This is a genomic window from Marinobacterium marinum, assembly GCF_013868415.1.
Classification (GTDB): Bacteria; Pseudomonadota; Gammaproteobacteria; order Pseudomonadales; family Balneatricaceae; genus Marinobacterium; species Marinobacterium marinum.
Genome location: NZ_JACEMT010000049.1, coordinates 185,687 through 211,598, shown reverse-complemented (window position 1 = coordinate 211,598; position 25,912 = coordinate 185,687). Strand labels below are relative to the sequence as shown.

The 25,912-nt window shown below is 55.3% G+C and carries 19 protein-coding genes and 1 tRNA gene; 9 read left to right on the top strand and 11 right to left on the bottom strand.

Translation table 11 applies throughout. From position 1 onward, the window contains the following. The first annotated feature begins 32 nt into the window (after positions 1-32). The 3 genes from H1S06_RS10075 to H1S06_RS10065 all read left to right on the top strand — a co-directional run bounded on the left by H1S06_RS10075 (position 33) and on the right by H1S06_RS10065 (position 1,999). A complete protein-coding gene (locus H1S06_RS10075; protein WP_181739767.1) occupies positions 33-851 on the top strand; it encodes a class I SAM-dependent methyltransferase in 819 nt (272 codons plus the stop codon). 99 nt (positions 852-950) lie between these two features. After that, a complete protein-coding gene (locus H1S06_RS10070) occupies positions 951-1,274 on the top strand; it encodes a potassium channel family protein (protein ID WP_181739765.1) in 324 nt (107 codons plus the stop codon). Between the two features lie 197 nt (positions 1,275-1,471). Beyond that, positions 1,472-1,999, top strand: a complete 528-nt coding sequence (locus H1S06_RS10065; protein ID WP_181739763.1) for a hypothetical protein — start codon at positions 1,472-1,474, stop codon at positions 1,997-1,999. 69 nt (positions 2,000-2,068) lie between these two features. On the opposite strand, the gene H1S06_RS10060 is transcribed toward H1S06_RS10065, so the two are convergent. Together H1S06_RS10060 and H1S06_RS10055 are read right to left on the bottom strand one after the other, a co-directional pair. After that, on the bottom strand, positions 2,069-3,049 hold the full coding sequence (locus tag H1S06_RS10060; RefSeq protein ID WP_181739761.1) for an OmpA family protein: 981 nt from the start codon (positions 3,047-3,049) through the stop codon (positions 2,069-2,071). A gap of 260 nt (positions 3,050-3,309) precedes the next feature. Continuing rightward, positions 3,310-4,110, bottom strand: coding sequence for a sulfite exporter TauE/SafE family protein (locus H1S06_RS10055; protein WP_181739759.1), 801 nt, complete (start codon positions 4,108-4,110; stop codon positions 3,310-3,312). 426 nt (positions 4,111-4,536) lie between these two features. Here H1S06_RS10055 and H1S06_RS10050 point away from each other — a divergent pair, with 426 nt between their 5' ends. Next, positions 4,537-5,514: a DUF1852 domain-containing protein gene (locus H1S06_RS10050; protein WP_181739757.1), complete on the top strand. Its 978-nt coding sequence runs from the start codon at positions 4,537-4,539 to the stop codon at positions 5,512-5,514. A gap of 27 nt (positions 5,515-5,541) precedes the next feature. Further along, entirely contained in the window at positions 5,542-6,576 is a 1,035-nt protein-coding gene (locus H1S06_RS10045; RefSeq protein WP_181739755.1) for a methionine synthase, read from the top strand. 186 nt (positions 6,577-6,762) lie between these two features. Here the strand turns inward: H1S06_RS10045 and fabV are convergent, their stop codons facing one another. Then, on the bottom strand, positions 6,763-7,959 hold the full coding sequence (fabV, locus tag H1S06_RS10040; protein WP_181739753.1) for an enoyl-ACP reductase FabV: 1,197 nt from the start codon (positions 7,957-7,959) through the stop codon (positions 6,763-6,765). Positions 7,960-8,044: 85 nt separating this feature from the next. Beyond that, entirely contained in the window at positions 8,045-8,689 is a 645-nt protein-coding gene (locus tag H1S06_RS10035) for a TetR/AcrR family transcriptional regulator (protein WP_181739751.1), read from the bottom strand. 215 nt (positions 8,690-8,904) lie between these two features. On the opposite strand from H1S06_RS10035, the gene H1S06_RS10030 reads away from it, so the two are divergent. Next, positions 8,905-10,119, top strand: a complete 1,215-nt coding sequence (locus H1S06_RS10030) for a multidrug effflux MFS transporter (RefSeq protein ID WP_181739749.1) — start codon at positions 8,905-8,907, stop codon at positions 10,117-10,119. On the opposite strand, the gene pbpC is transcribed toward H1S06_RS10030, so the two are convergent. From pbpC to H1S06_RS10005, 5 genes are all read right to left on the bottom strand, one after another. Then, positions 10,088-12,418: a penicillin-binding protein 1C gene (pbpC, locus tag H1S06_RS10025; RefSeq protein WP_181739747.1), complete on the bottom strand. Its 2,331-nt coding sequence runs from the start codon at positions 12,416-12,418 to the stop codon at positions 10,088-10,090. The two genes, H1S06_RS10030 and pbpC, sit on opposite strands and share 32 nt — an antisense overlap. Positions 12,419-12,424: 6 nt before the next feature. Next, positions 12,425-17,317 (bottom strand): alpha-2-macroglobulin family protein, encoded by a 4,893-nt coding sequence (locus H1S06_RS10020; RefSeq protein ID WP_181739745.1) that lies wholly within the window; start codon positions 17,315-17,317, stop codon positions 12,425-12,427. A gap of 88 nt (positions 17,318-17,405) precedes the next feature. Beyond that, a complete protein-coding gene (locus H1S06_RS10015) occupies positions 17,406-18,620 on the bottom strand; it encodes a YbfB/YjiJ family MFS transporter (RefSeq protein ID WP_181739743.1) in 1,215 nt (404 codons plus the stop codon). Between the two features lie 100 nt (positions 18,621-18,720). After that, positions 18,721-19,128 carry a MarR family winged helix-turn-helix transcriptional regulator gene (locus tag H1S06_RS10010; RefSeq protein ID WP_181739741.1) on the bottom strand — a complete coding sequence of 136 codons (408 nt, stop codon included), beginning with the start codon at positions 19,126-19,128 and terminating at the stop codon, positions 18,721-18,723. An 81-nt stretch (positions 19,129-19,209) separates the two neighbouring features. After that, complete coding sequence (locus H1S06_RS10005; RefSeq protein ID WP_181739739.1) at positions 19,210-20,988, bottom strand: acyl-CoA dehydrogenase C-terminal domain-containing protein; 1,779 nt, start codon at positions 20,986-20,988, stop codon at positions 19,210-19,212. 194 nt (positions 20,989-21,182) lie between these two features. Between H1S06_RS10005 and H1S06_RS10000 the strand changes: the two genes are divergently transcribed. After that, positions 21,183-21,614, top strand: coding sequence for a MaoC family dehydratase (locus H1S06_RS10000; protein WP_181739737.1), 432 nt, complete (start codon positions 21,183-21,185; stop codon positions 21,612-21,614). Positions 21,615-21,664: 50 nt separating this feature from the next. Here the strand turns inward: H1S06_RS10000 and H1S06_RS09995 are convergent, their stop codons facing one another. Then, complete coding sequence (locus tag H1S06_RS09995; protein WP_181739735.1) at positions 21,665-23,611, bottom strand: FAD-dependent monooxygenase; 1,947 nt, start codon at positions 23,609-23,611, stop codon at positions 21,665-21,667. A gap of 242 nt (positions 23,612-23,853) precedes the next feature. Here H1S06_RS09995 and ypfH point away from each other — a divergent pair, with 242 nt between their 5' ends. Continuing rightward, on the top strand, positions 23,854-24,495 hold the full coding sequence (gene ypfH, locus H1S06_RS09990; protein WP_181739733.1) for an esterase: 642 nt from the start codon (positions 23,854-23,856) through the stop codon (positions 24,493-24,495). 550 nt (positions 24,496-25,045) lie between these two features. Then, positions 25,046-25,474 (top strand): N-acetyltransferase, encoded by a 429-nt coding sequence (locus tag H1S06_RS09985; protein ID WP_181739731.1) that lies wholly within the window; start codon positions 25,046-25,048, stop codon positions 25,472-25,474. 315 nt (positions 25,475-25,789) lie between these two features. Here the strand turns inward: H1S06_RS09985 and H1S06_RS09980 are convergent. Further along, a tRNA-Ser gene (locus H1S06_RS09980) sits at positions 25,790-25,877 on the bottom strand. Positions 25,878-25,912 lie beyond the last annotated feature (35 nt).

Genomic DNA, 25,912 nt, shown 5'->3' with positions numbered 1-25,912 from the left:
GCAACGCCGGCCTCGCGTCGGCGTTTTTCACTATGACAATTGATCTGCACTATCAACAACAGTTGGACACTCCCTCTCTGCTGGAACAGGTGCGCACATGCTACCCCAGCGGGGCCGATCTATATCAACTGGCCCCGCTGGATCAACTGCATATCGGAGGCATCAAGGCTTCTGAACGCCTGCTGCGCCACCTGGATCACGCACACCACCAGTACGTACTGGATGTCGGCTCGGGTGCCGGCGGCCTGATGCGCCAGGCCTCGGCTCGCGGCGTCAACATGATCGGACTGGATATTACCCATGACCTCAACCGCCTCAACAAAGGCCTGAACCGCCTCTACTCCGAACCGGTCGACAACCCGATTCTGACCGGTGACGCACACCACCTTCCTTTCTCCCGCCACAGTCTCGACCTGATTCTGTTCCAACACAGTTTTCTCAACATGCCTGATGCCCTTCAGGTACTCAGAGAATGCCACCGGGTACTGAAGCCGGACGGGCAGCTGATCATGCATGAGGTGGTACTTGGCAGCCATGCTGACGCCATGCGCTTCCCCGTCCCCTGGGCTGATGATCCTCAACATTCGCACCTGTTGTCGAAACAGGCTCTGGTCAGGCTTCTTCAGGAAGCCGGTTTTTCCTCGGTGCAGACCGATGACTGGAGTGATGAAGCACAGGCCTGGCGCCGCCGACAACACGCCAAAGAGACAGCCGGTGCCCCCGCACAAGCTCCCCTATCTCCCGCCATGATACTCGGCAACCGCTTTCGCACCATGGGCAGCAATGTCATGCTAAATCTGGAAGCCGATGCCATCCGCGTACTCGAAGTCCTCGCCACCCCTGTCTCCTGAGCGCTGAGGTCGGTCATGGGGCTGCCCATGACCGGCACTTCGCGATAACATACCGGCCCTATTTACAGCCTATCCAGACGTCACCCTATACGGACTACCATGGAATACACCTTTACCTTTCTGGCCAATTTTTCCAATGGCCTGGCACTGATTTCCCCGCTTATCCTGTTCCTTCTGATGGTGATCGCCGGCCTGGCGACACTAGTGGGCAAGCTGGAACAGTGGAGTCTGCTTGATGCCCTTTACTGGGGCTTCATTACCGCACTGACAGTGGGCTACGGTGATATGAAACCGACCCGAAAGCCCGCCAAGTTACTGGCAATTCTGATCGCGATGCACGGCATCATCATGACCGGCATCATCGGAGCCCTGTCGGTAGAAGCCACCATAAGAGCCTTCGGCAACCACTTCCCCCACGCCTGATCACGCGGTCGGCATAGGGTATATATCCGCAATAGTGTGTTTGGTACAGCAGGTACATGATCACGCTTTTGATATGCCATACTGCTCCCGACAACATGCGTTGGTCACGCCAAACCGCTACAACTTGGCCGCCTGCAACACGCATGCGTGTTTCTGAGCACGCCGCCCATAATAAAGATCAAGATCAGGAGGAAGTCATGGCAAGGACGTTGTTCTCAGACAATATCAGTCTGTTTTACGGTCAGTTCTATATCGATATTCTGGATATGGACGATAGTGACCATTTTGACATGGACTCGGCCTTCAAATATCAGGCCAATGGTTTATGCGGCACGGCACATGAGGGAAAACTGTTTTTTGTGGCCGGTCCGCAGGACGGCACCGCCAAGATCACCATCGAGCTGCATGACTCCGAGCCGGTACTGAACTCGGACTGTCAGAATGTTGTGGAGGGCAACTTTTCGGCACTCTCCGACAGGCTTTACCTGTGCGAATGGGCCCATGAAAACACCTTTCTACTGAACCTGCCCTGCGATCACTACATCGTGCGATACAGTATCAGGCACATGGATCGTGACTACGATGAACAGGACGACTGGGACCTCCCTGTCGATGGACAGGAATACATCATTCAGTTCTGGCCCGGTCACCTGGACACCGATCGTATCGTCCGGGCCGACAGCGACATGGGCCAATATTGGCACCGGGAGCTGGGCAAGATCTAACACATCCTCCCGGCTGCACCTGAGAAGGGTGCAGGGGGGCCCATACCACGACCTCACCCTGCACACCTGTCAGTCGGCAAGCACCAGCTCGACACGTCGGTTGTTACTACGGCCAGCATCAGTGCCATTGCTCGACACCGGGCTGACCGGTCCGACACCAATCGGCGTCAAACGCCCCGTATCAATACCATGCTCCTGCTGCAAGGCCTGAGCCACGGTTGTCGCTCGATCCTTGCTCAATTTCATATTGAAATTGAAGTCACCCTGGCTGTCGGTGTGACCTACCACGTAGAAGGACTGCGCCTCATTCTGCTGCAGATAATCAGCAATGATTGCTACGGCTTCGGCAGATTCGGTTTTCAGGGTTGCCTTGGCAGTATCAAAGAACACACCTTCGAGTTCAACCTTACCGGTTTCTGCCAGCGCCTTACTCATGCCATCCAAATCGATACTGATGCGATCATCATCCAAAGATTCGATTTCACCGATATCAAGAACCGCTATGGTTGGTGAATCGCCGCCGCTGTATTGAGAGACCAACAAGGTTGCATACACCTCTTTACCCTGCACATCAGCCTTGCCACTCCAGTAGAAATACTTATATCGACTGCCATGCAAATTTGGAGCATTGAGCCCTCTATCACGACCTTGGCGAGCCGAGTTGCCATACCAGTAGAGCTTGTTTACAAAGAAAGGGCCACATTCATCATCGCTGCGGCAGGTGAAAATCGGCGTAAATCCGGCCTTGGCAAAGGCTTTTTCATAATTCCGGTATATTTGCAGCGCTGAATATTTAAGTTCATTCGCTTCATAACCCAGTGTCGTGACCTTACCCTCAAGGCGCAACACTGGCGGCAGCTCCTGATCGGTACGAGGGCCTGTCGCAACAAGAAACTCATTATATTCGCTGGTGTAATAACTGTTGATATGAGTATCAGGGAAGCGGGAAAGCAGTGGATGATCTTCAGATCCTTTAACGTCTCCTTTAGCGGCCAAAACAGGTATTGCAACCAGGAAACTCAGGACCAGGGCGGGCAATTGCTTGAGCATTCAGTAAAACTCCATTATCTATCTGATGCGGGAAGAGGAACAACATTATTGTCATTTCATGCAGTGACAACACCAAAAAATTGCCTCCCTGACAATTTTATTGCTCCCGGAGTCTAATCAGATTCCAGGGTGCCCATACTGAATTAAGTACAGATAAAACCCTGTATAAGCCATTCAAGATCACCCGCCAGCCTTCATTTTCTATGCCGATAACCAGGTCACGGATACTCACCATGACCATAGACCTGCCATCGGCACCCTTATCCCAGATTGGAGAAAATGAAACGCCCCGCTACCACAACCAGAAATACGGCAAAGACCTTTTTCAACACCGGCTGCGATAACCTGTGGGCTAACTTCGCCCCTAAAGGGGCTGTGAACGCACTGGTCAAAACGATACCGGCAAAGGCCGGCAAGTAAACATATCCCAGGCTCCACTGCGGCAATTCAGGCTCACCCCAACCCATCCAGATATTGGTCAAGGCCCCCATAATAGCAATGGGAAGACCACAGGCCGCCGAGGTAGCTACTGCCTGCTGCATCACCACCCGACGCCAGCTAAGATAGGGCACACTGAGGCTACCGCCACCGATCCCGAAAATGGATGAAGCCCAGCCGATGAGCCCGCCTGCAATTCCCAGCTCCACTTTTGACGCAACCTGCTCCCCCGCCCCAGGCTTCAGGTTGAGAGCCATCTGTACTGCTACCATCAGGGCAAACACCCCAAGCGCAACCTGCAGCACTCCACCCGGTAGCTGCACAGCCGTGTTCACACCGAGTACAGCACCCAACAGAATCCCGGCCGCCAGCGGCTTGAACAGCTCCCAGCGCACGGCTCCGTGCTGATGGTGCGCCCGCACAGAACTGACCGAAGTCACCACGATGGTCGCCAACGAAGTGGCCACCGCCATATGTGTCAGCACCTCAGGCGATACGCCCTGCAGCTGGAAAGAAAAAATCAATACCGGCACGATCAGCAACCCGCCGCCAATGCCGAAAAGACCTGCCGCCACGCCCGCAAACGCGCCCAACACCATATAGAGAAGCAGAGTTGTTAACATTCCACATTCACTCGCAAAGAAAAGCGAACCATCTTAGAGCCTCAACTCGATAATTGAAACAACATCCGTCTGACCGCTGTTTTCCTCGGAGGGCCAAACATACGAGTCTTGATCCCCCTGATACCGTCAACCTCCCAAGGCGCGCCGGCTTCAACCTGATCCACAACCCCAAACCTCAAGACTCATGAGTAAAAATCATATATCAACCAAATAAAATCAATATAGTTCATTACTTAGATCGCGTATAAAACCCTCTGTGCTCTTAACGCTAGACAACCTTGCAGTTGGTTCATACTTGGCCCTTGCCCAGCAATCAGGAAGTTGCGAAGCGATAGACCGGATAAGTCAGAATATAAAATTGGCAAGCCCATAAAGAGCAGGCTAAAGATTAAATTCCAAATTTAGATAAAAGAATATCCAGCTACCATGAATAAAGACTTCACATTTACCCTTAAGAGCATTTGTTTCGATGAAAATTATCGACCATCGGACAATACACGTATCACGACAAATTTTGCCAACTTGGCGCGAGGAAAAAGGCGCCAAGAAAATCTACGCGATACTTTAAGCATGATTAATAATCGTTTTAATGACCTGGCCTCCTGGGACAACCCTAATGGAGATCGATACTCGGTCCAACTTGAGATTGTCTCCGTTGACCTGGATATTAAAGGTGACGGTCATAAATTTCCGACGATTGAAATACTGAAAACGAACATTTTTGATAACAAAACCAAAAAACATGTAGAAGGCATGGTAGGAAATAATTTCTCCTCCTATGTACGAGATTATGATTTTAGCGTATTGCTGCTGGATCATAACAAGGGAAAAGATAACTTTACTGTCCCCGAAAATTTTGGCGACCTACACGGAAAACTATTCAAATATTTCGTAAGCTCGAACATATATAAAAATAATTTCAATAAACTTCCAGTCATATGTCTGAGCGTTTCAGATAATAAAATATATTATCGAACGGAAAATCAACACCCGGTATTGGGCTTTGAATACGAGCCTAATGAACCTTCATTGACCGAACAATATTTCAAGAAAATGGGCCTGCAGGTTCGCTATTTCATGCCCCGTAACAGTGCCGCGCCTTTGGCCTTTTATTTCTTTGGCGATCTACTCAACGATTACACGAGCCTCGAGCTTATCAGTACCATTAGCACCATGGAAACTTTCCAGAAAATTTACCGGCCCGAGATTTACAATGCCAATACAGTGGCAGGAAAGTGCTATCAACCGAGTCTCCAGCATCAGGACCACTCATTAACCCGAATTGATTACGATAGAGAAGAACGTGGTCAGTTGGCTATCAAGCAGGGCCACTTTACTAAAGAGCATTTCATCAAGCCCTATCAGAAAATGCTTGAACAATGGTCTGCCAATTACACTCTATAACCCAACAAAGCATACGAAGTTGTGATCATGAAAAAACTGTTACCCACATCAACAGCTGGCAGCCTGCCAAAACCCTCTTGGCTGGCAGAGCCGGAGACTCTCTGGTCACCCTGGAAACTACAGGATGAACAGTTGATTGAAGGCAAACAGGATGCCTTGCGCGTGTCGTTGCAAGAGCAACTACACGCCAGTATCGACATCATCAGCGATGGCGAGCAAACGCGCCAGCATTTTGTTACGACATTTATTGAACACTTGAGTGGCGTTGACTTTGAAAATCGCAAGACCGTCAAGATTCGTGATCGCTATGACGCAAGCGTACCGACGGTTGTTGATGCTGTAGCCCGACAAAAGCCCGTGTTTGTAAAAGATGCCCAGTTTCTGCGTCAGCAAACCAGCCAGCCTATCAAGTGGGCTCTGCCCGGCCCCATGACTATGATCGATACGCTGTATGACGATCATTATAAAAGTCGTGAAAAACTGGCCTGGGAATTCGCCAAAATACTCAACCAGGAAGCCAGAGAACTGGAGGCCGCCGGGGTTGATATTATCCAGTTCGACGAGCCTGCGTTTAACGTCTTCTTTGACGAAGTCAATGATTGGGGCATCGCGGCTCTGGAAAAGGCCGTTGAAGGGCTCAAGTGTGAAACGGCCGTACATATTTGTTATGGCTACGGCATCAAGGCCAATACGGACTGGAAAAAAACACTGGGGAGCGAGTGGAGACAATACGAAGAGGTGTTTCCCAGACTTCAGAAGTCCAGTCTCGACATGATATCACTGGAATGCCACAACTCTCGCGTGCCCATGGAGTTGATCGAACTCATTCGAGGCAAAAAAGTCATGGTCGGCGCCATTGATGTCGCCACCAACACCATCGAGACACCGGAGGAGGTCGCCAGCACTCTGCGCAAGGCCCTGCAGTTTGTTGATGCCGATAAACTCTATCCTTGCACCAACTGCGGCATGGCTCCTCTGTCTCGTCCAGTGGCAAGGGGCAAGTTGAATGCCTTGAGTGCAGGCGCGGAGATTGTCCGCAAAGAACTCTCGGCATCAAACTGAGCTGTCAAAGCACCGTACACCCGAGTGACCTTTTCAGGTTTGATCGAACGCATCCCCCAAGATCAAACCGGGTCACCAGCCTCGTATTATTCCCCTCGTTGTCATTGACAAAAGCACAGTTTCCGAATCGAAAAGGCCCCGCACGGTTCAACACCGAGCAGGGCCTTGCCAACATCGATCTGATCGTCAGATATCGATCACATCAAACTGTACATCCGGGTTCACGTCTGCTTCGTAATCAACGCCGTCAATGCCAAAACCAAACAGTTTCAGGAATTCATCCTTGTACAGCTGGTAGTCGGTGACGTCGAACAGGTTCTCACTGGTTACCTGGGGCCAAAGCTCACGACAGGCTTTCTGCACATCATCACGCAGCTCCCAATCATCCATACGGAAACGGTTGCCATCATCCATCTCGGCAGTAGTGCCATACAGGCCAGTCTTGAACAGGCGATGTACCTGCTCCATGCAACCTTCGTGAATACCCTGCTCGCGCATCACCTTGAATACCATGGACAGGTACAAAGGCATCACCGGAATGGCAGAGCTGGCCTGAGTTACGACAGACTTGAGAACAGCCACGTTAGCCTGGCCGTTATGCGCACCGGACAGCTTGTCATTCAAATCGCCCGCTGCGCGGTCCAGATCCTGCTTGGCCTTGCCCAATGCACCGTGCCAGTAGATTGGCCAAGTGATATCGGTACCAATATAACTGTAGGCCACGGTCTTGCAGTCGTCGGCCAGCACACCGGCGTCTTCCAGCGCGTTGATCCAGAGTTCCCAGTCTTCACCGCCCATAACGGTAACGGTGTTGGCCACTTCTTCTTCCGTCGCCGGTTCGATCTCGGCTTCGGTAATCACGTCCTTGTTGGTATCAATCGCAGTTGAACGGTAGGGTTCGCCGATCGGTTTCAGTGCTGACCGCACGACTTCACCCGTATCCGGCATTTTGCGCACGGGAGAAGCAAGCGAGTACACGACCAGATCAATCTGGCCCAGATCTTCTTGGATCAGCTCGATAGTTTTCTGCTTGGCATCATGGGAAAAGGCATCCCCGTTCAGACTCTTGGCGTACAGCCCGGCTTCCTTGGCACACTTGTCAAAGGCAGCAGCGTTATACCATCCGGCCGTGCCCGGCTTACGCTCAGTGCCCGGCTTTTCGAAAAAGACACCGATGGTGGCAGCATCACTGCCGAAAGCGGCGGCGATGCGTGAAGACAGACCGTAACCGCTGGATGCGCCGATCACCAGCACACGTTTGGGGCCGTTTTCAATCTTGCCCTGGGCCTGGGTGTAGGCGATCTGTTCACGGACATTCGCTTCACAACCTACGGGGTGCGTGGTCGTACAGATAAAGCCACGAATTTTCGGTTTGATAATCATATTCGATTCGGTGCCATTCTATTCAGGTACAAAGCCGCCTAAGATACCGTATTTGAAGCGCTGACAACAGCGCGCCAAGCAGTGCCTAACGCCGAGTTGCACCATACAGAAAAAGTTCGACGGCCTGCTCGACCGCCCGCTCACGTTCACTCTCGGGAATTTCCATGCCCATCATGGCACGCAACTGAAAATTGCCCTTGACCATTTCCAGAAACTGAAAGGCCGCCAACTCCGTATCCTGAATCTGCATGCCGCCCTGCTCAACCTGAGTCTGCAGATAAGCGCTCAGTTTGCCGTTGAGGCGCTTGGGCCCCTGTTCGTAAAACAGAGCCTGAATACGATCTCTTTCACTGCTGCAATCCGTTGTCACCAGACGGTATAAACCAACGGCCTCCTGGCTTAAAACCCGCTCCAGCATCAGGCGACCATAATGTTTCAATGCCTGTTCAGGGGAGTCTCCCCGCCGGGCGGCACACTCTACTGCTTCGAAGGCGGCAAACACCCGGTTGGAGGTTTGCGTCATCATCGCCTCGAACAGCCCCAATTTGTTACCGAACAGACGGTACAGCGTACTGAGCGAGCCGCCGGCACGACACATGATTTCGTTGATACTGGCGTTATCGTAACCCTGTTCCAGAAACACATCACGGGCAGCATCCAGAATTCGCTTCTGTCGCTCCAGCCCCTTTGGGGTCAGGCCACAGGGTTTGGCATTCGGTTCAGGTTGCACGTTACTCTTCAACTTAATTTACAGACTCGACTGCTACCATTATATCAGCGCCATTGGGCGATGATATCGGCTTGCATCAATGGAATACTCATATTAATGTAACGTATGTTACATTACACTATTGTTTATCTTCAGCTTCCCTTCCGCAACATAATCAACACTGAATGTTACTCGGGCAGCCTGCTGCAATTCCACCGGCCAGACGAGGCGCAACCATGACCGCTAAGCAGATTCCCATACCCGGCCTGATTCTGATGTTGGCCGGCCTGACGGCGCTGGGCCCACTTTCTACCGATGCCTATCTGCCGGCCATCCCTACAATAGCCGGTGAGCTTGGTATCTCCATCCACCAGGTTGAACTGTCGGTCAGTCTGTTCCTGGCCGGCTTCGCTCTAGGCCAGCTGACGGGAGGCCCTTTTTCCGACCGTTTCGGTCGCCGCCGTGCTATTTTCAGCGGTCTTGGCCTGTTCCTGCTGGGAGCCATCGGCGCCATGTTGGCCAACTCGATCGACACCCTGCTGGCCGCCCGTATTCTGCAGGGGTTCGGCGGCGGCATGAGCGTAGTCAACTCGGCAGCCGTCATTCGCGACCGTTTCACCGGACGTGACAGTGCCCAAGCCATGAGCCGCATGGCCAGCATCCTGATGACCGCCCCACTACTGGCCCCCGTACTCGGTACAGTCCTGCTTGAAGTCGCCAACTGGAGAGCCATTTTTCTGTTTCTCGGTGTCTACACCCTGCTGATCATGCTGATACTTTTCTGGCGTCTGCCCGAAACACATACGCGACCGGAAGGCCCCATGCCCAACCCCCTGCGCAGCTACGCATCCGTTCTGAAACACCGTACGGCACTGGGCTATCTGTTCTCTATTGCAGCCAGCTATGCCGGCATGTTTGCCTTCATTACCGGTTCCGCCGGCAGCTACATTCACTACTATGGTGCTTCACCCAGTCTGTACACGATCCTGTTTGGTCTGAATATTCTAACCCTGCTGGCCTGTAACCGGATCAATATCCGCCTGCTGCACCGATTCAGCTCTCGACAACTGCTACAAAGCGCGCAACGTGTGCAATTGCTGACCGCCGGAATCCTGATACTGACATTCATACTCGCCCAGCCGCCGCTCTGGCTGGTTGTCGGGCTGATCATGTGCTACATCGGAGTACAGGGCTTTATCATTTCAAACGGAATGGCAGGTACCTGCGAACTCTTTCCCCATATGGCCGCCACCGCCACCGCCCTGATTGGTGCCTGCGGTTTTGCGTCCGGAGCCCTGGGCGGCTCTCTGGTCGGTCTGTTGGGTGATGGAACGCCTTTCCCAATGCTGGCCATCATGTTTGGCGCCAGCGTCCTGGGCAACCTGCTGGGCCTGTGGCTACTGCCAAAGTCCGAAACCGTTAACCACCCGTGTCCGAGCGTTGAAAGCTGAACTCGATGGAATCGGTACTGCCGCTGCTGTCTACCACACTAAGCCGATAGCGGCCACTGGCGGACAGCGTCAAGGCCAGCCGATACCCGGCTTCAGTCGGCAGAGGTTCACCATTCAAATACCAGTTCAAGTCACCCGAGGCTCCTCGTACACGCAAATCAATCACCAGCTCCGCACGGCCAGGCGGCAGCCGCAAGTGGCTCCCGGCTTCAATGCCGATGATACGGATGGGGGCATGTAGAAACTGTAACCGCGTACAGCTGTCAGCGACCGAAGGCAACCGCTGACTGCGCCGCCATTCGGGCTTGAGCCAGGGTTCCGCCGGCAGCGGCCAAAGTGCAATCTTGCGCACGCTCAAAGGCCCCCGAATGTCATTGACACATCCGGGCGCTACCGCCTGTTCACTTGCTATATCCACTACAACCGAACGCAACAAAGACGGCTGCAGCAGATCAGGCACCTGGGGCAATGTCGGCGGCGCCGTCTCGTTCAGCAACCAGGCCTCGTGCTGCTGCAAACAATTCCTCTCCTGATTATCAGGATGCTCCCGGACCGTACCGAGCGGCCAGCAGATATGGTGCTGGCTCACGCTGTCGGGGCGAGGCAGGGACTCTCTGCTGTCAGGTAACAGCTCATGCACCCTGAACAACAGCGGCGCGGCCGCTTGACGTCCATAGCGCCCGGGACTGGGGCTGCCATCAGGACGCCCGACCCAAACACCGATTGTCCATTGCGGCGACACGCCAATCGCCCAGGCATCTCGATACCCATAACTGGTACCGGTTTTCCAGGCCAGATTCCAGGGCGTCTGACCAATATGCCCTAACGCTCGCCAGGGGTTGTGCGCCAGCATGCGCCAACTGATCCAGGCGGCTCCCGGGCTCATCAGCCAGCGTCCACGTTCAGGTTCCGCTGGCTGTAAACGCACGGAACCGGCCTGCCCATCACGCGCCAAAGCGGTGTATATCCCGACCAGCGACTCCAGGCTTGTTCCAACCCCCCCCAGGACAACCGACGCATTGGGCTGTCGCACGCCCGCCCCACGCAATTCCAGTCCTGCATTCAGCAAACCCGATACAAAACGCTCTGGCCCCAGATGGTCAACCAGCTGCACCACCGGTAAATTCAGTGAACGCTGCAATGATTCGATGGCCGTGACCGGGCCGCTGAAACCGCCCGTGAAATTATGCGGCCGATACCGCAAGCCATAGCGAGGGGTATCCAGTAACAGTGAATGGGAATGAATCAGGCCACGGTCCAGCGCCATGCCATAGGCAAAAGGCTTCAGGGTTGATCCCGGTGAGCGTATGGCGCGTGTCATATCAACATGCCCCTGGCTCAGCGCATCACCGAAATGCGCACTGCCGACGTATCCTCGGACAGCCCGATCGGCATTACGCACGACCAGGACTGCCACCGATTGACGTTCCCCCAAACGGGCCGTGTAACTGCCAACCAAGGCCTGCAACTGACGCTGCAAACCGGCATCGATAAACGTGGGCAATTCCGTACAGGTCGGACATGACTGACGCAAGCGCCGTGCCGCCAGAGGCGCCAATAGCGGGGGTTCAGGAGGCAACGCGGAAACCGGTTCGCGTAGTGCCGCTGCTACCCGGTGTTCAGACCAGACGCCGAGTGACTGCATTCGCCGCAACACCTTGTCACGGGCCTGACGCGCACGTCCCGGATAGCGATCAGGCCGCCAGTCACTCGGACGCTGTGGCAAAACGGCCAACAACGCAGCTTCGGCATCACTGAGCCGGGCGGCCGGTTTGCCAAAGTAGTGGCGTGACGCAGATTCGACCCCCGACAACATACCGCCGAAGGGCGCATGGTTCAGATACAACGTCAGGATTTCGTCCTTGCTGTAGTACCACTCCAGCTGCAGCGTCCGCAGGGCCTGGCGTATCTTGCCTTTGAGCGTGCGGGGATAAGGATCCAGCATGCCCGCCACCTGCATGCTCAACGTTGAACCACCCGACACGACCGTCCCCGTCTTCAGGTTCTGCCAGCCGGCGCGGACGATCGCCAGAGGGTTAATGCCTGGATGGTAATAAAACGCCCGATCTTCATAGGCCAGCAGGATTTCCTTATAGACTGGCGCCACCTGATCGGAGGCCACGGGGTAACGCCAGGTCTGGTCCGGAGCGGGGAAGGCGCGCAACACCTCTCCGCCATCCGCCAGGATCCGTATTGCAGGACCGGCAGGCGCCGGTAGCGGAAAGGTTCGATCCAACCCCCACGACAATACTATCAGCAGGGGCAGGATCCAGAGCCCTGCTCGACGTTTGACACGCATGCAGTATCAGCGCGCCCGAATACTCAGGGTACCGCTATCTCCCCCCAGATGACGCAAGGCCGGTCGGTACATGGATTCGGCAAAACTTGGCGGCACACGATACTCACCCGGTGTGACGGCCCGTGCCAGATAAAACAGTCGCGCCCGTCCCCAGTCCAGCTTCACCGCAGCCACATAGCGGTCATCCCGGAATTCCTGATGACGCAGATCGATCAACGCCATCAAATCGGCAACGCGTTCGTCACCCACTTTCAGTTCGGACATGGAAACACTGGTGGCCAGATTCTGGTTTTCCAGCTCCAGCCCCGCCGGGAGCAGATCCACAATCAGTGCGTCCGGTATCGACTCTTCACTGTGAACATCCAGCTCAACCAGCACCTGATCACCGGTTTTCAGCTGCTCAAGCTTGAGCGGCTGACCATTCCCATCATAATAGCGGCGTTCAACCTTAAGCCCTCGGCTGTAAGCAGCCGGGGCCTGATCCGTATACCCCTGCAAGCGCAAGTTAAGCCAAGCTTGCCGCTCGCCCCTGTTGTGCACACGGAGTCCCTCGGTCAGTGGTGCCCCCTCCAAGCTGAAACGCGCATCATCCACGTTTACGGCCTGCTCCAAAGCACCACCCAGCTGCAAACGCATGGCATCACCGCCCTGTAGGCTCAATGCCTGCCCTGCCAGGAAGAGTGCATTACGCTCTTGTGTGCTGAACCAGCTGCGATCTGCAATCGCCGCCTGCAAAGGCTCCAGCAACATCAGCCACTCGGACTTCGGCCGCTCCGACTCCAGTAGCCAGAACAGTGCCAGGGCACGATCCCGTACGAGACTTCCGTAGTCCGTGCGCAAGAAGCTGTCCTTATACAGCCCGCTCAACCCACGCTGCAGCGCCTTTTCGGCTCGTGGTGCATCACCGGCAGCATTCAACGCCAATCCCAACTGAACCATGGACAAGGCTGTTGATTCTTCGGCGCGGTGGTCAAGCAGGTTGCGCAATTCAGCCAAAGGCGCCTGCCCCTGACGCGCCAGTACCTGAGCCGCATAAGCCCGCACGGCAAAACGCGAACGGCTGTCATGCAACAGTTCACCATTTATCAGATTCGGGTTGCGCAGGTAGCGACTGACCTGTTCCAGCGCCTGCTTCAAGGCAGGTTCAGATACGGCATAACCGGCTTCACGCGCTCGCAACAAGAAATCGGTGATATACACAGTCAGCCAAGGCTCTTCAGGGCTGCTGTTGTTCCACAGGCCGAAGCTGCCATTGTTGCGTTGCATGCCAAACAGACGCCGGATCGCCAGCTCAAGCGCTGCTCGACGTTCAGCCGGAGCCTCACCGGCAAGCCCAAGTGTTGCCAGCACATCGCCGGTCACATACAGCTGGGCAAATACGCCACTGGTCGTCTGCTCGGAACACCCGTACGGGTAAGCTTTCAACTCACTGAAATGGCGTGCCACATTAATCGGGGGATAACTGGACAGGCTCAACTGTGCATTCAATGTCGACGGCAATAATCCCTGTAGAGCTCGCCCCTTGAAGGCAAAGGTTTCACCAGGCTGGATCGGCTGCTGCCAACTCAACGACTGCGCCGGCCAAGCCGGTCGCACCCCCAGAGTCCACTCTCGCTGGATATCCGGTTCGCCCTTGATACCTCTGACGTTAAGCTCTAACGGCGCCGCACCAAAGCGGGCCCCGGCCACGGCTTCCAGCGCCAATGTTGTGCGAGCACCTGCCGCCAGCTCAACCTTCTGTTGCCATTGTTCATGACCATCAAGCCGCATCCCCAGCCCTGCCGATAGATCAACCGTCAGCGTCTGTGCATGTTCGGTACGGTTATGCAAATCCAGCGTCAGGCGCGCACGATCACCCGGCGCCAGGAAGCGGGGTCGATTCAGCTCAGCCACGACCGGTGCTACAACCTGCAACTCCTGCTCACCCGCTCCCAGGCTGTCGTCAGAAAAAGCCACCGCCATCAAACGCACCCTGCCGTTAAAAGCCGGCAGATCCAGTGGAATGCTGACATGTCCTTCGCGGTCCACACTCACGGCACCCGAAAACAGCGACAGTATCTGCACATCCGTTGGTGGTTGTGCGCCACCACGGCTGAGATCGGCATCCCCACCGAATCTCAACCGTGCCATCTCACCCGCTTCCGCATCAATCAGGTCGGAGTAGTTATCTCTGACTTCGACTGCATACGCGCCTGGATCAAAGAACCAGGCCAAGGGGTCCGGTGTATCGAACCCGGTGATCGACAGAACGCCCATATCGACAGCGGCCAGCGTCACTCGTACCTGATCCGGCAATGGCTGCCCGTTACGGCGCGAGACTTGAAGGGGGACCTGGATGGTCTGTTCGGGCCGCACCTGCGGTGGCACCCCCTCGAACTCGACCTGCAGCGCATGGTCTTCAGTTGCCAGTGGTACCGGCTCAATCCCCAGCATACGAACCGGAAGGGCTCCCGTATCCGCACTGCCCGGCTTCAACAGCAGTACACTCAAATACAGGTTGTGATGCATCCATTCCGGCTTCAGCGTCAACGAAAGCTCGCCGCCTTCGGCCGGGATCTCCACGGCTTCACGGTGCAGCAGACGATCCGATTCCAGCAGAAGATAGCCCTTGCCTGCTGCAGGCGGGCGCACCTGTACCTTTATTTCATCTCCCGCTACATATGCCTGTTGATTCAGGCTCAACCCGATGCGATCCGGGCGCCCCGCCATGACCTGGGCATCCGGGTCCCAGCCCGCACGGAAACGGTATGCCGAAACCTGTCCGGTCTGCATATCCTTGAGTTCAACGCGGTAATAGCCCCACTCAACCGGGACACTGACTTCCAGTCGTTCATTTTCGTGCAGGCTTAGCTCTCTCTGCTCGACTGTGTAATGGCGCTCGGTAAATTGACTCTGCCAACCGTCGGTGTCACTCCAGCTCCAGTGATAGTCACGCCGCTCACGCACGAGGCTAAACTGCAACAGCTCCGCCGCCAAACGGGCTTCGCCATCGGTCAGTACCACTTCAAAAGCGGCACTGCTTTCGTAATCCACCTGATCATCCGCAAACAACGGACGAATACCCGGCAACCGCTCCCCCGGAAGTACTACGGATGCCGCTCGGCGCGTTACCGGGCGCCCCCCCGAATCCAACAGGCTGGCATAGGTCTGCAGGCGCAACGGGCTGGTGAGTGCCTGCCAGTAAGACTCAACCTGCAACTCGCCGCGGCCTTCTGTATCCAGCTGGATTTCATCCAGCTCCTCGCGCCGTTCCAGCGCGGTATCATCGGGATGACCAAACCAGAAATCCTTGAACGCGGGGAAAGGATGGGGCTCAAGCCGCGCCAGCAGCTGCGCCTGCAGGCGAGCATCGGCCGCAGGCGCACCGTACAGATAGTCACCCTGAACCCGCACCCGGAAATCCTCATTGGGTGCCAGTGTCGTTGCCGCTTCCATATTCAAGGCCATGCGTTCAGGCAGGAAAGACTCCACTTGGACGGCATATTCCCTCTGACTGCCATCCGGCAATTCCAGCTGCCAACGCCACTCGCCGGTTGGTGCATCGGCCGACAGGGGCAGCTCTGCCTCATAGTAGTTCAGTTCCTGAGGCTCAAGACGCTGACTGAGCACAACTCGTCCATCCGGCTGCAGCAACTGTGATTTGAGTGCAATACCGGGTACCGCTTCGCCACGATCAGACCGCAACAGAGCGCTGAACAGCAGCGTTTCTCCCGGTCGATAGAGGTCCCGAGGGCTATAAATGAAAATTTCCTGCGGCCGTCGGCCAGGCCCCGTTACCGGAAATTCAGCCAGATCCAGCGAAGGCCCGGACAGGCGCAACAGCGACGTTTCCGGCCCCTTGCGCAGCAACAACAGCGGCGCAGCCTGCAAAACACCGGGCGCGAGCTGTTCCGCCTTGAAGTTGGCCTGACCATTACGATCAGTGGCACCTTCCAGCAAGGTCCGCCCCTCATCATTCAACAGGGTCAGTTTTACGCCTGCCAGAGGGTCTGCACCCGACAGGGTATTCACCTGAACCTGCAGCTGATCCTTGTACAGTCGTACTTGAGCCCCAAGGTCCGTCACTGCAAACCAGGTCGCCGGGTAGTAATAACTGATATCCCCGGCTTCCCGCATGACCGCCAGATAGACACCACTCTTGTTCAGGGCCGTGATGTCATGCACCGGCAGGTAACGTGACGCCCGAGTATTGTCATCCAGCTTCAGGTCGAAGCGCCCGGACCAGGACAATTCAACCTTGTCCAGATAGCGCTCCGCATCCCAGCCACTCAGTTGAGTGCTTTGGCCGAAATTGGCCAGGAAATCGACCAGTGCTTCCTCAGGTATGCGGTAAAAATCCACATCGACCTGATCCACATTGACTGCCATGACAGGCAGGCCCTGACGCAGGCGGTGCGCCAACAGATTTCCGCGCCCGGCGAATCCCAGCGCCGACTGGAGGGCAGGCGTTTCAACCACCACACTGGACAGGTTGGCAAGCGTGCTGCCATTGGCTGCAATCAGGCCCGGCCGCACACGAACACGGTAGGTGTGCTCAGGTTCCAACCCCGTAAAGTACAGCACCTTGCCACGCTTATCGGCCACCCAGCTGCCCGGAAGAAGCTCACCGGATTCGGTTTCAATCATGAGCCAGGGATCAAAGGGCTGGTCCAGCGCCACCGGCGTCGACAGTGTCACAGCAGCGGCCTGACGTCCCTGCCAGGTCTGTACACTGATGTCCTGCACCCGCAGTGTCACTTCAGCTGAGGCGTTACGACTCACCTGTTCCGTTGCCGCCTTATCCGCCACCACATCGGCGGACTTCTGCGTCGAGGCCCCGGGAGATGGATCATCGGAACACCCCGCCAGTAGAACTCCCAGCAGCAGCGGCAAAATAAACGAACGCTTGAACGATGGCATAGTCGACTCCCGTGCCGGAATGACGGGCCAGCATACCGGCTGACTACAGGCCCGACCCTATCCTTGAAACTTTCGTATCATGATGCCGTCACGGACGCCCGGACACAAGCCGGTTGCTTTGATCCAACTCGGTTACCGTTACATCAGTCACCTTAAGAATCAGGATCAACAACGCGCCCAGCAGTACGAAGCCTCCGGCCAGCCAGAGCCCCATATCGTAGTTACCGTTCTGCTCCGCCATCATACCGGTCAGCGCCGGTGCCACTATCTGAGCCACGCCATAGGACAGTGTCATCTTGCCCATCAGTTTGGCGGGCTTGGTCGGGTATAGCCGCCCTGCCATGGTCAAGACCAGACTGACGCAGCCAATAAACGTACCGCCATACAATACCGCACTGATCAAAATGGCGGCCAGGCTATCACTGACGGTAGGCATAATGATCCCGACAACCTGAATCAGGTAGGCCAAAAACAGAGCACTAAGATATCCCAGCCGGCGCGCCACCAGATCCCATACCATAACGGCAGGCGCCGCCGCGACGCCGACTATCAGGAAGACCAGCTGACCCATGCCGACCAGCGCCGGTTCACGCTCGACGATGGTGACAATAAAGGTTGCACTAATCACGTACCCGTATCCGGCACAGAAATACGCCGCCATCATCAGCCACATGAAACGGGCACCAGGCGGTTGATCCACCATGGCTTGCCCACTTTTGGTCAGGGATGCCGCGCCCGGAGACGGAAGCCAGCGCCAGGCCGGCACGGCCAACAGTGCTCCCATGGCACCAAACCAGAGCCACTGGTCTGCCCAATTCAGGCTCAGCCGCAGCATAACCTCGACGACAATGGCGGCAAACATGATACCCAGCCCGACACCGGCAAAGTGAATGCCCAGCTCGCTACGATGATGATGCCGAATCAACCAGTTCAATATCAGCCCGGACGCAATCAGCATGGACCCTGCACTACTGAGACCCGATAAAAAACGCAGTCCTGACCACAACAACAGATTATCGGTAGCCGCCATTCCGGCCGTAGTCACTACGGCCATGACCAGACCGATACGGTACAACCGGTCCTTGAGCTGCAAGTCGCTGATCGATGCCGCTACCAGTGCACCGCACATGTATCCGGCATAGTTGATTGCCGCCAGCCATCCACCTTCGGCATCACCAAGCCAGGTCTGGTCCTGCATGACGGGCAATAAAGGCGTGTAGGAAAATCGGGCAATCCCGATACAAAGAATCTGACTGAAGATACCGGCAAAGAGCACCTTCAGACGCTGTGCCTGATCTGACATTGTGGGTTCCTTATCATTATTAATCCACTCTTGGATGATCCAAGCAGATTTCAAAGGTACCCGAAAATTTGTCTTGCATACAAGATTTGCTGCAGATGCGTTATTGCAATTTCGTCAACAGTCGCTGCAACTGCCGCAACTCGGCGGTTGACAGTCGTTCGCTGTATGTGCTGTTGGCTTCTTCCATGCGTGTATGGACTCTGGCCGCCAATTCACGCCCTTCGGGCGTCAGGGATACCCGAATGGCCCGCCCATCCTCGCTGCATGGCGCACGCTGCAACAACCGATCACGTTCCAGCCGATCCAGCACACCACTCAGAGTGGCACTGTCCAGACAGGCTTTTTTCCCCAGGCTGGCAGCAGAAACACCCTCCTGTTCGTGCAGCACATTAAGCACCATGGCCTGTACGCCCGTGATGCCAAAATCGCATACCGCCTGTTTCCAGTATCTGGATGCACAGCGCGCCGCCGTCGTTAAATGAAAAAAGAGGCAATCGTCGAATTGCATAAAAAATGCCCGATAACAATCATGTCACCGGGCATTGTGCATCAGCCCCCGCTGGGGTTCCAGCCAGGAAATGTGCGGAGATTACTGCCAGGCGCTAGCGAACAGTGCTTCAGGCAGAGCCATCGTCGTCAAACTACCGTCTTCAAGCGTGTCGGCCAGGCCTTTCCAGCGAGGCAGAATCTGTGCCATATAGAAACGGGCACTTTCCTGTTTGGCCTGCAGATAAGGGTCATCATCCCCTTCCGCCATCAAACGCACCGCAGCATCCGCCTGACGCAGCAACTGCCAGCCGCCACAGACATAACCAGCCAACATCATGAAATTATAGGCAACGGCACCCGGCAACAGTTCATCCTCGGCCGCACCCGTCAACAATACATCACGCGCCGTCTCCAGGCCGGCAACCGCTGCCTCGACCGCCTTGGTCTGCGACGTCAAGGACGCATCACAGGCTTTCAGCGACTCACGCATCTCGGCAATCAGCGCGGTCAAGGCCTCACCCTTATCCATCAAGGTCTTGCGACCCACCAGGTCCAGCGCCTGAATACCGTTGGTACCTTCATAAATCGGCAGAATACGTGCATCACGGTAGTGCTGGGCCGCGCCGGTTTCCTCGATATAGCCCATACCACCATGTACCTGAACCCCCAGAGACGTCACTTCCTGCGCTACCTCCGTACACCAGCCCTTGACGATCGGCGTCAACAAAGCGGCACGCGCTCGCTCGACGACCTGCTCTTCCGGCGCTTCCGCCTTGACGGCAAAATCCAGACTGCCACAGGCATCATAAGCAATGGCACGACCCGCTTCCGTCAGAGCCTTCATGGTCAACAACATACGCCGCACATCCGCATGACGAATGATCGGTCCCGCCTCTTTGGTACCCACAGCCGGCCCTTGAATACGTTCAAAAGCGTACTCCAGCGCCTGCTGATAGGCGCGTTCCGAAATCGATACCCCCTGCAGCCCCACACTTAAGCGTGCGTTGTTCATCATGGTGAACATGCAAGCCAAGCCACGGTTGGGCTCACCCACCAGGTAGCCAACAGCATTATCAAACCCCATCACACAGGTGGCCGAGGCATGAATACCCATTTTATGCTCCAGCGACAGCGGACCGGCCGTGTTGCGCTCCCCCAATGATCCATCACCATTCACCATGAACTTGGGCACCAGGAACAGGGAAATGCCCCGCACCCCCGGAGGGGCATCCGGCAAACGCGCCAGTACCAGATGGATGATGTTCTCGGCCATCTCATGATCACCCCAGGTGATGAAGATCTTCTCACCGCTGATGCGGTAGTGATCACCCTCAGGCTCTGCCTTGGCACGCACCACAGACAGGTCGGAACCCGCATTGGACTCGGTCAGGTTCATGGTACCGGTCCACTCACCGCTGACCAGTTTGGGCAGATACTTGGCCTTCAGCTCATCACTGCCGTTCAGATCCAGACACTCAACTGCGCCCTGGCTCAGCATAGGGCACAACCCCCAAGCCATGTTGGCCGAATGCCACATTTCCATGACCGGGATGGACAGCAGGAACGGCAGGCCCTGACCGCCGTACTCGGGATCGAACTGCAGTGAACCCCAGCCACCTTCGGCATACTGCTGGTAGGCATCCTTGAAGGATTCCGGACAAACAACCGTGCCGTCCTTTAACTGTACGCCCTGTTGATCGCCTTCCACATTGGTCGGCCCCACCACATCACGGGCAACCCGAGCCGCCTCTTCCAGAATCGCGTCCACCATATCGGCGGATGCATCTTCGAATCCCGGCTTTTCAGCCAGCTCCGGCATCCGAGCCACATGATTCAGAGCCAGCTTCATGTCCTTCAGAGGAGCGTTGTAATCTGCCATACAATACCTTCCTGACGATCAGTGTTCATGGATGAGGCCAGCAGCGTCCAGACTGGCGCTCATAAAAATAAGGGAATACACTTATATTAACACGCCAATTGCATTTGATAAGCAGGGAAACGGGCATTCATTCGATTTACCGTCCCCTACTTTGGTTATACTCCCACTAAATCTGATGACAAGAGAGTGATTCAATGCAGGACATGCACGGTTACTACCTGGAAGATCTGGACGTTGGCATGCACGCATCCTACGCCAAAACCATTACCGACGCGGATGTCGTTCTGTTTGCAGGACTGTCCGGAGACAACAATCCGATCCATATCAATGACGAATACGCCAAAACGACACCATTCAAGCAGCGTATCGTCCACGGCATGTTCAGCGCCGCGCTGATCTCGACCGTCGCCGGTACGCGCCTGCCGGGTCCCGGTGCCATCTACGTGGATCAGCAACTGAAATTCAAGGCCCCCGTTCACATTGGCGACACAGCTACCGCCACCCTGACCGTCACCGAAATCGATGAGCGCCGCCGCCGAGTGAAGTGCCGCACCGACGTTCACGTCGGCGACAAGCTGGTCGCTACCGGTGAAGGCACCTTTATGGTGGATCGGCGCGAAGCCTGATTAGACAAGCGCCAAAACACAAAAGGCCGGTGCATCCACCGGCCTTTACTTCATGCCATCCGATGTCCCGGTACCCGCATGAATGCATCAAAGAAGGCACCCAACTCTTGATGAGCATGCAACGGCAGGATGTTGGCAATATGCTGGTCAGGACGCACAACCACCATGCAGCCATGCCCGCGATCAATGCCACGCTGCTCGAAAACATCCTCAACACCACCCGCGTAAAACACTTTCTCATAATCACGCAGACCGTACTTGCCCTTCGCTGGCCAGAGGTAATCCGGCATTTCTTCGATGGCCAATCCCTGCTGTTGAAACACGGCATACACATCGATTACGGAGTCGATATCCGCCCCTGACGGGGTATATTTCTTCACCGGTGAAGCCTCGTCGCTGCCCAAAAACGCAATCAGCTTACGCACATCCGAATCACCATCAAGCGGGTTCTGCCGATTGCCAAACACAAAGATACGCCAACGGCCATCGGCCTTGAGCAGATGCCCCAAGTGCATGGGACACCCATCCGCCAGACGCAGCGCCTCGGCTGAATGAAAACGCTGACCGATGGGACAACCTGTCGCCAGCGCCTGGTGTGCCTGCCCGGTGACAATGCAGGACGCATCGTAACCAATGGAGGTACCGGCAATAAAACCATTTTGACGGGCGATGAACTTCTCGATATCCGCCGTGGTGGTTTTCGGCTTGCCGTCACCCTTGCTGGCAGTCGGTCGGGTGGCCACCAGCGCCGACATCTGACGATCCGCATCAATCAGCATCTGAGCCACCTTGCGACGCTCGGCTGCGTAGGTCTGCAGCAATGCGGGATGACTCTTGCCCTGCAGGACTGCTGCCAGCTTCCATCCCAGGTTAAAGGTATCAGGCAGTGAAGTATTCAGTCCCCAACCACCCTTGGGGCTGTGTGTATGACAGGCATCACCGGCCACAAAGGCACGCGGAACCAGACCATCCGGGTTACCCACAGGAGTATCATCAAACCGCTCGGCCACACGCTGCCCCACCTCATAGATGGACCACCAAGCGACCTCTTTCACCTCCAATTTATAGGGATGCATGATCAGCTGCGCCTTGGCAATGATGTCATCGGCAGTCAGCCCAAGGCTGGATGCCCGCTGATCCTTACCCAGCAGGTCCAGTTCAACGTACAGACGCACCAGATACCCCCCTTCGCGCGGGATCAGCATCACTGCTCCATTCTCTCTGGACTGGATAAAGCTCTTCACGCGAATATCGGGATAGTCGGTCACCAACAGCACATCCATCACGCCCCAGGCCTTGTTGGCAGAGTCACCTTGCAGCGGAATGGACAGATTCCTGCGCACCGCGCTGCGGGCACCGTCACAACCCACCACATAGCGCGCCCTGATCATTTCAACCTTGGCAGACGACTCAACATCAGTGCGCTCAAACGTCGCTGTGATCGGATATGCAGCCAGGTTCTGCGTCAGGCCAGAGTCAACATTCAGCGTCAGCAAACGACGGCTATAATGCGGCACCAGATGCGTCACCGAATTCGCCATGCCATCCAGCAGAATTTCATGCAGACGCGCCTGATTCACCACGCCATGCACAAACTCGGACAGACCCAGTCGTGCATCGGCCACCTTATGCGTCCGCTTGATGTTGGCAGGATTATTGATATCCGGTTCCCAGAAAGCATTTTGATGCAATTGGTAGCACTCTTTCACCAGCATGTCGCTGCTGTTAAAGGCTTCCATAATCTCCAAAGTACGACAGGAAATGCCATCAGCCTGGCCAAACAGCATGGGACCGGATTTCTGTTCGACTATACAGGTTTTGATATCCGCAAATTCCGCCAGTTGTCGCGCCAGCGCCAATCCCGCCGGGCCACAGCCCACAATCAGTACATCGACCTCTTTGGGCAGATCCACTATCGGAGGTGCCTTGGCAGGCTCGCGAGCTGCATCTGGAATTTCGTAATTACCGGGTTTGAAGCCATTGAGATGATATTGCATCACCCTATCCTCTTATCATTATTGGCAGGCCTGCCCATTGATTAATAGTACGCCCTGCGCCTGTATTGCTCAGATAGAGCTTAAGCGAAGCTCGGAAAGCATTTGTCACCTGAAAATGGGGACAACCTTCCAGTTACGCCCCTTGCAGTCTTCTCCTGTGCCTTTGGCAGCGGTGCGCGTATGATTTCCCGACACGGTCTCCCTCTTCCACACACAAGGGCCTGACACCATCAGGAGTGAATATGACATTACCAGACATGATCGAATTTCCGGCGCGAGGCGATACAGAATACCTGTTCATTGTTGCCCACGGCGTTGGCAGCAACAAGGAAGACTTGGCACCACTGGGAGAAGCCTTTAACCACGCAATTCCCGGCGCTTGCTGCCTGGTCGTCGACGGTTTTGATCCCTTCGATGGCCCTTTCGGTGGACGCCAGTGGTTTTCGTTGCAAAACATCACCGAAGAAAACCGCCCTCAACGTGTAAGCGAATCTCTGCCCCGTTTTATCGAGATGGTAGAAGCACTACAGACACGCGAAGCGGTTGCGCCCGAAAATACCGTGCTGGTGGGCTTTTCACAGGGCACCATCATGTCATTGGAAGCAATCAAGGCGAAAGACGGCCTCGTTGGACAGGTATTAGGCTTTTCCGGCCGCTATGCCGTCCTGCCGGAACAGGCTCCGACCGGAACTGCCATTCACCTGCTGCACGGTGAAGACGATGATGTCATCCCGGTTGATCACGCACGTGCGGCCTTTAAACAACTGACGAAGCTGGGGGCCACAGTCACACTTGATACCGAACCCGGCGTGGCACACCAGATCACGCAGCAACTGCTGCAACGCGCTGCAGAGCGTGTAGCGGCAAGCTTGGGGATTGCTTGAAAGAAACAAAGGCACCTGACGGGTATCGACGCCGCCGCTCATGACGGTTGTCGATACCGGCACCTCACTCACGCCTACCACCCTGACCGTGGTCAAGCTCAGAAAACAGATAGCTGTCGACGCCAAGCACTGCCGTCATGCACACAGCCAAACACAAGCAAGCCATCCATAATAGAGGGATTTTGCCTGTACCACTGGGCCGAACACCCCTTGCCAGAAGATACAGACTTATCATCAGCACCGGTACACTGAAAAGTGCCATAGCCTGCTCATAATCGGTCACATGCCCATCAGGAAAGCCAATATCGTAGATATAGGCGAGATAGAGATAGCCCCCGACCAGTAAATATAAGACACTCAAACCAAGCTTTTAATGCGCCTATTAACCATGGTCATCACCAAACCAAAGGGACTTGTTCATATCAAAACTCCTGACATGACGCCATGTCTTTACGTCAGGCCTTGTGTATTTTCATAGCCTGATCGCAGACAGGCTCTCAGACCCCTTTGACAAACAACCGCTCAATGGCCAACACACTGGAAAAAACCAATGATCAGACCCTGCAAGGATAGCGATATTGAATCCATACTGGATATTTGGCTACAGGCCTCCATCCAGGCACACGACTTTATAGCGCCAACGTTTTGGCAATCGCAAGTCGATAACATGCGCACCCTCTACCTGCCCGCATCGGAAACGTATGTGCTTGAACGGAATTCGGAGGTGGTCGGTTTTTACGCACTGCACGACAACACCCTGGCCGCCATTTTTGTTCGTCCCGAACTGCAGAGGCAAGGCATTGGCAAATTGTTGCTGGACCATGCCAAAACGAAAAGACCTGCCCTCACCCTCTCGGTCTATACGGAAAACGATGCCAGTTACAGGTTTTATCTCGCCCAGGGGTTTACGGTTGTCAGCCAGCAGACTGAAACACACACGGGACACCTGGAATACACCATGGTATCCAACACCGCCTGAAGATCATGGGCAACAAACCGAAAAAAGACTGTATACAACGGACCGGCTGCCAAAGTGTAGCCGCCTGACAGGAACGAATAGCGGAATAGCGGAATAGCGGAATAGCGGAATAGCGGAATAGCGGAATAGCGGAATAGCGGAAATATATCCCCAAGCATGGGATATGTATTCAGCACGATAGTAATATTATTAAAATATTCAGAACAGACGTTCTTTCGACTGGGAAATGCCTGACGATACTTTAACGGACATTTCCACTTTTGCTTCGGAATGTATGAAACACCCCATGCGGCTTGCATTTACCTTAACAGTAAATGGCGGTCAGGGAGGGATTCGAACCCTCGATGCCTTTCGACATACACACTTTCCAGGCGTGCTCCTTCGGCCACTCGGACACCTGACCACTCGTTTCATTTTACAAGTCACTTGCCGTTAGTG

Excerpts from the sequence above, each read along its gene's own strand:
- H1S06_RS10075 (WP_181739767.1), top strand. The coding sequence starts at position 33 with ATGACAATTGATCTGCACTATCAACAACAGTTGGACACTCCCTCTCTG.
- ypfH (WP_181739733.1), top strand. The coding sequence starts at position 23,854 with ATGACATTACCAGACATGATCGAATTTCCGGCGCGAGGCGATACAGAA.
- H1S06_RS10010 (WP_181739741.1), bottom strand. The coding sequence starts at position 19,128 with ATGCAATTCGACGATTGCCTCTTTTTTCATTTAACGACGGCGGCGCGC.
- pbpC (WP_181739747.1), bottom strand. The coding sequence starts at position 12,418 with ATGCGTGTCAAACGTCGAGCAGGGCTCTGGATCCTGCCCCTGCTGATA.
- H1S06_RS10000 (WP_181739737.1), top strand. The coding sequence starts at position 21,183 with ATGCAGGACATGCACGGTTACTACCTGGAAGATCTGGACGTTGGCATG.
- H1S06_RS10065 (WP_181739763.1), top strand. The coding sequence starts at position 1,472 with ATGGCAAGGACGTTGTTCTCAGACAATATCAGTCTGTTTTACGGTCAG.
- H1S06_RS10020 (WP_181739745.1), bottom strand. The coding sequence starts at position 17,317 with ATGCCATCGTTCAAGCGTTCGTTTATTTTGCCGCTGCTGCTGGGAGTT.
- H1S06_RS10015 (WP_181739743.1), bottom strand. The coding sequence starts at position 18,620 with ATGTCAGATCAGGCACAGCGTCTGAAGGTGCTCTTTGCCGGTATCTTC.
- H1S06_RS10005 (WP_181739739.1), bottom strand. The coding sequence starts at position 20,988 with ATGGCAGATTACAACGCTCCTCTGAAGGACATGAAGCTGGCTCTGAAT.
- H1S06_RS10060 (WP_181739761.1), bottom strand. The coding sequence starts at position 3,049 with ATGCTCAAGCAATTGCCCGCCCTGGTCCTGAGTTTCCTGGTTGCAATA.
- H1S06_RS09995 (WP_181739735.1), bottom strand. The coding sequence starts at position 23,611 with ATGCAATATCATCTCAATGGCTTCAAACCCGGTAATTACGAAATTCCA.
- H1S06_RS10055 (WP_181739759.1), bottom strand. The coding sequence starts at position 4,110 with ATGTTAACAACTCTGCTTCTCTATATGGTGTTGGGCGCGTTTGCGGGC.
- H1S06_RS10030 (WP_181739749.1), top strand. The coding sequence starts at position 8,905 with ATGACCGCTAAGCAGATTCCCATACCCGGCCTGATTCTGATGTTGGCC.
- H1S06_RS09985 (WP_181739731.1), top strand. The coding sequence starts at position 25,046 with ATGATCAGACCCTGCAAGGATAGCGATATTGAATCCATACTGGATATT.
- H1S06_RS10050 (WP_181739757.1), top strand. The coding sequence starts at position 4,537 with ATGAATAAAGACTTCACATTTACCCTTAAGAGCATTTGTTTCGATGAA.
- fabV (WP_181739753.1), bottom strand. The coding sequence starts at position 7,959 with ATGATTATCAAACCGAAAATTCGTGGCTTTATCTGTACGACCACGCAC.
- H1S06_RS10045 (WP_181739755.1), top strand. The coding sequence starts at position 5,542 with ATGAAAAAACTGTTACCCACATCAACAGCTGGCAGCCTGCCAAAACCC.
- H1S06_RS10070 (WP_181739765.1), top strand. The coding sequence starts at position 951 with ATGGAATACACCTTTACCTTTCTGGCCAATTTTTCCAATGGCCTGGCA.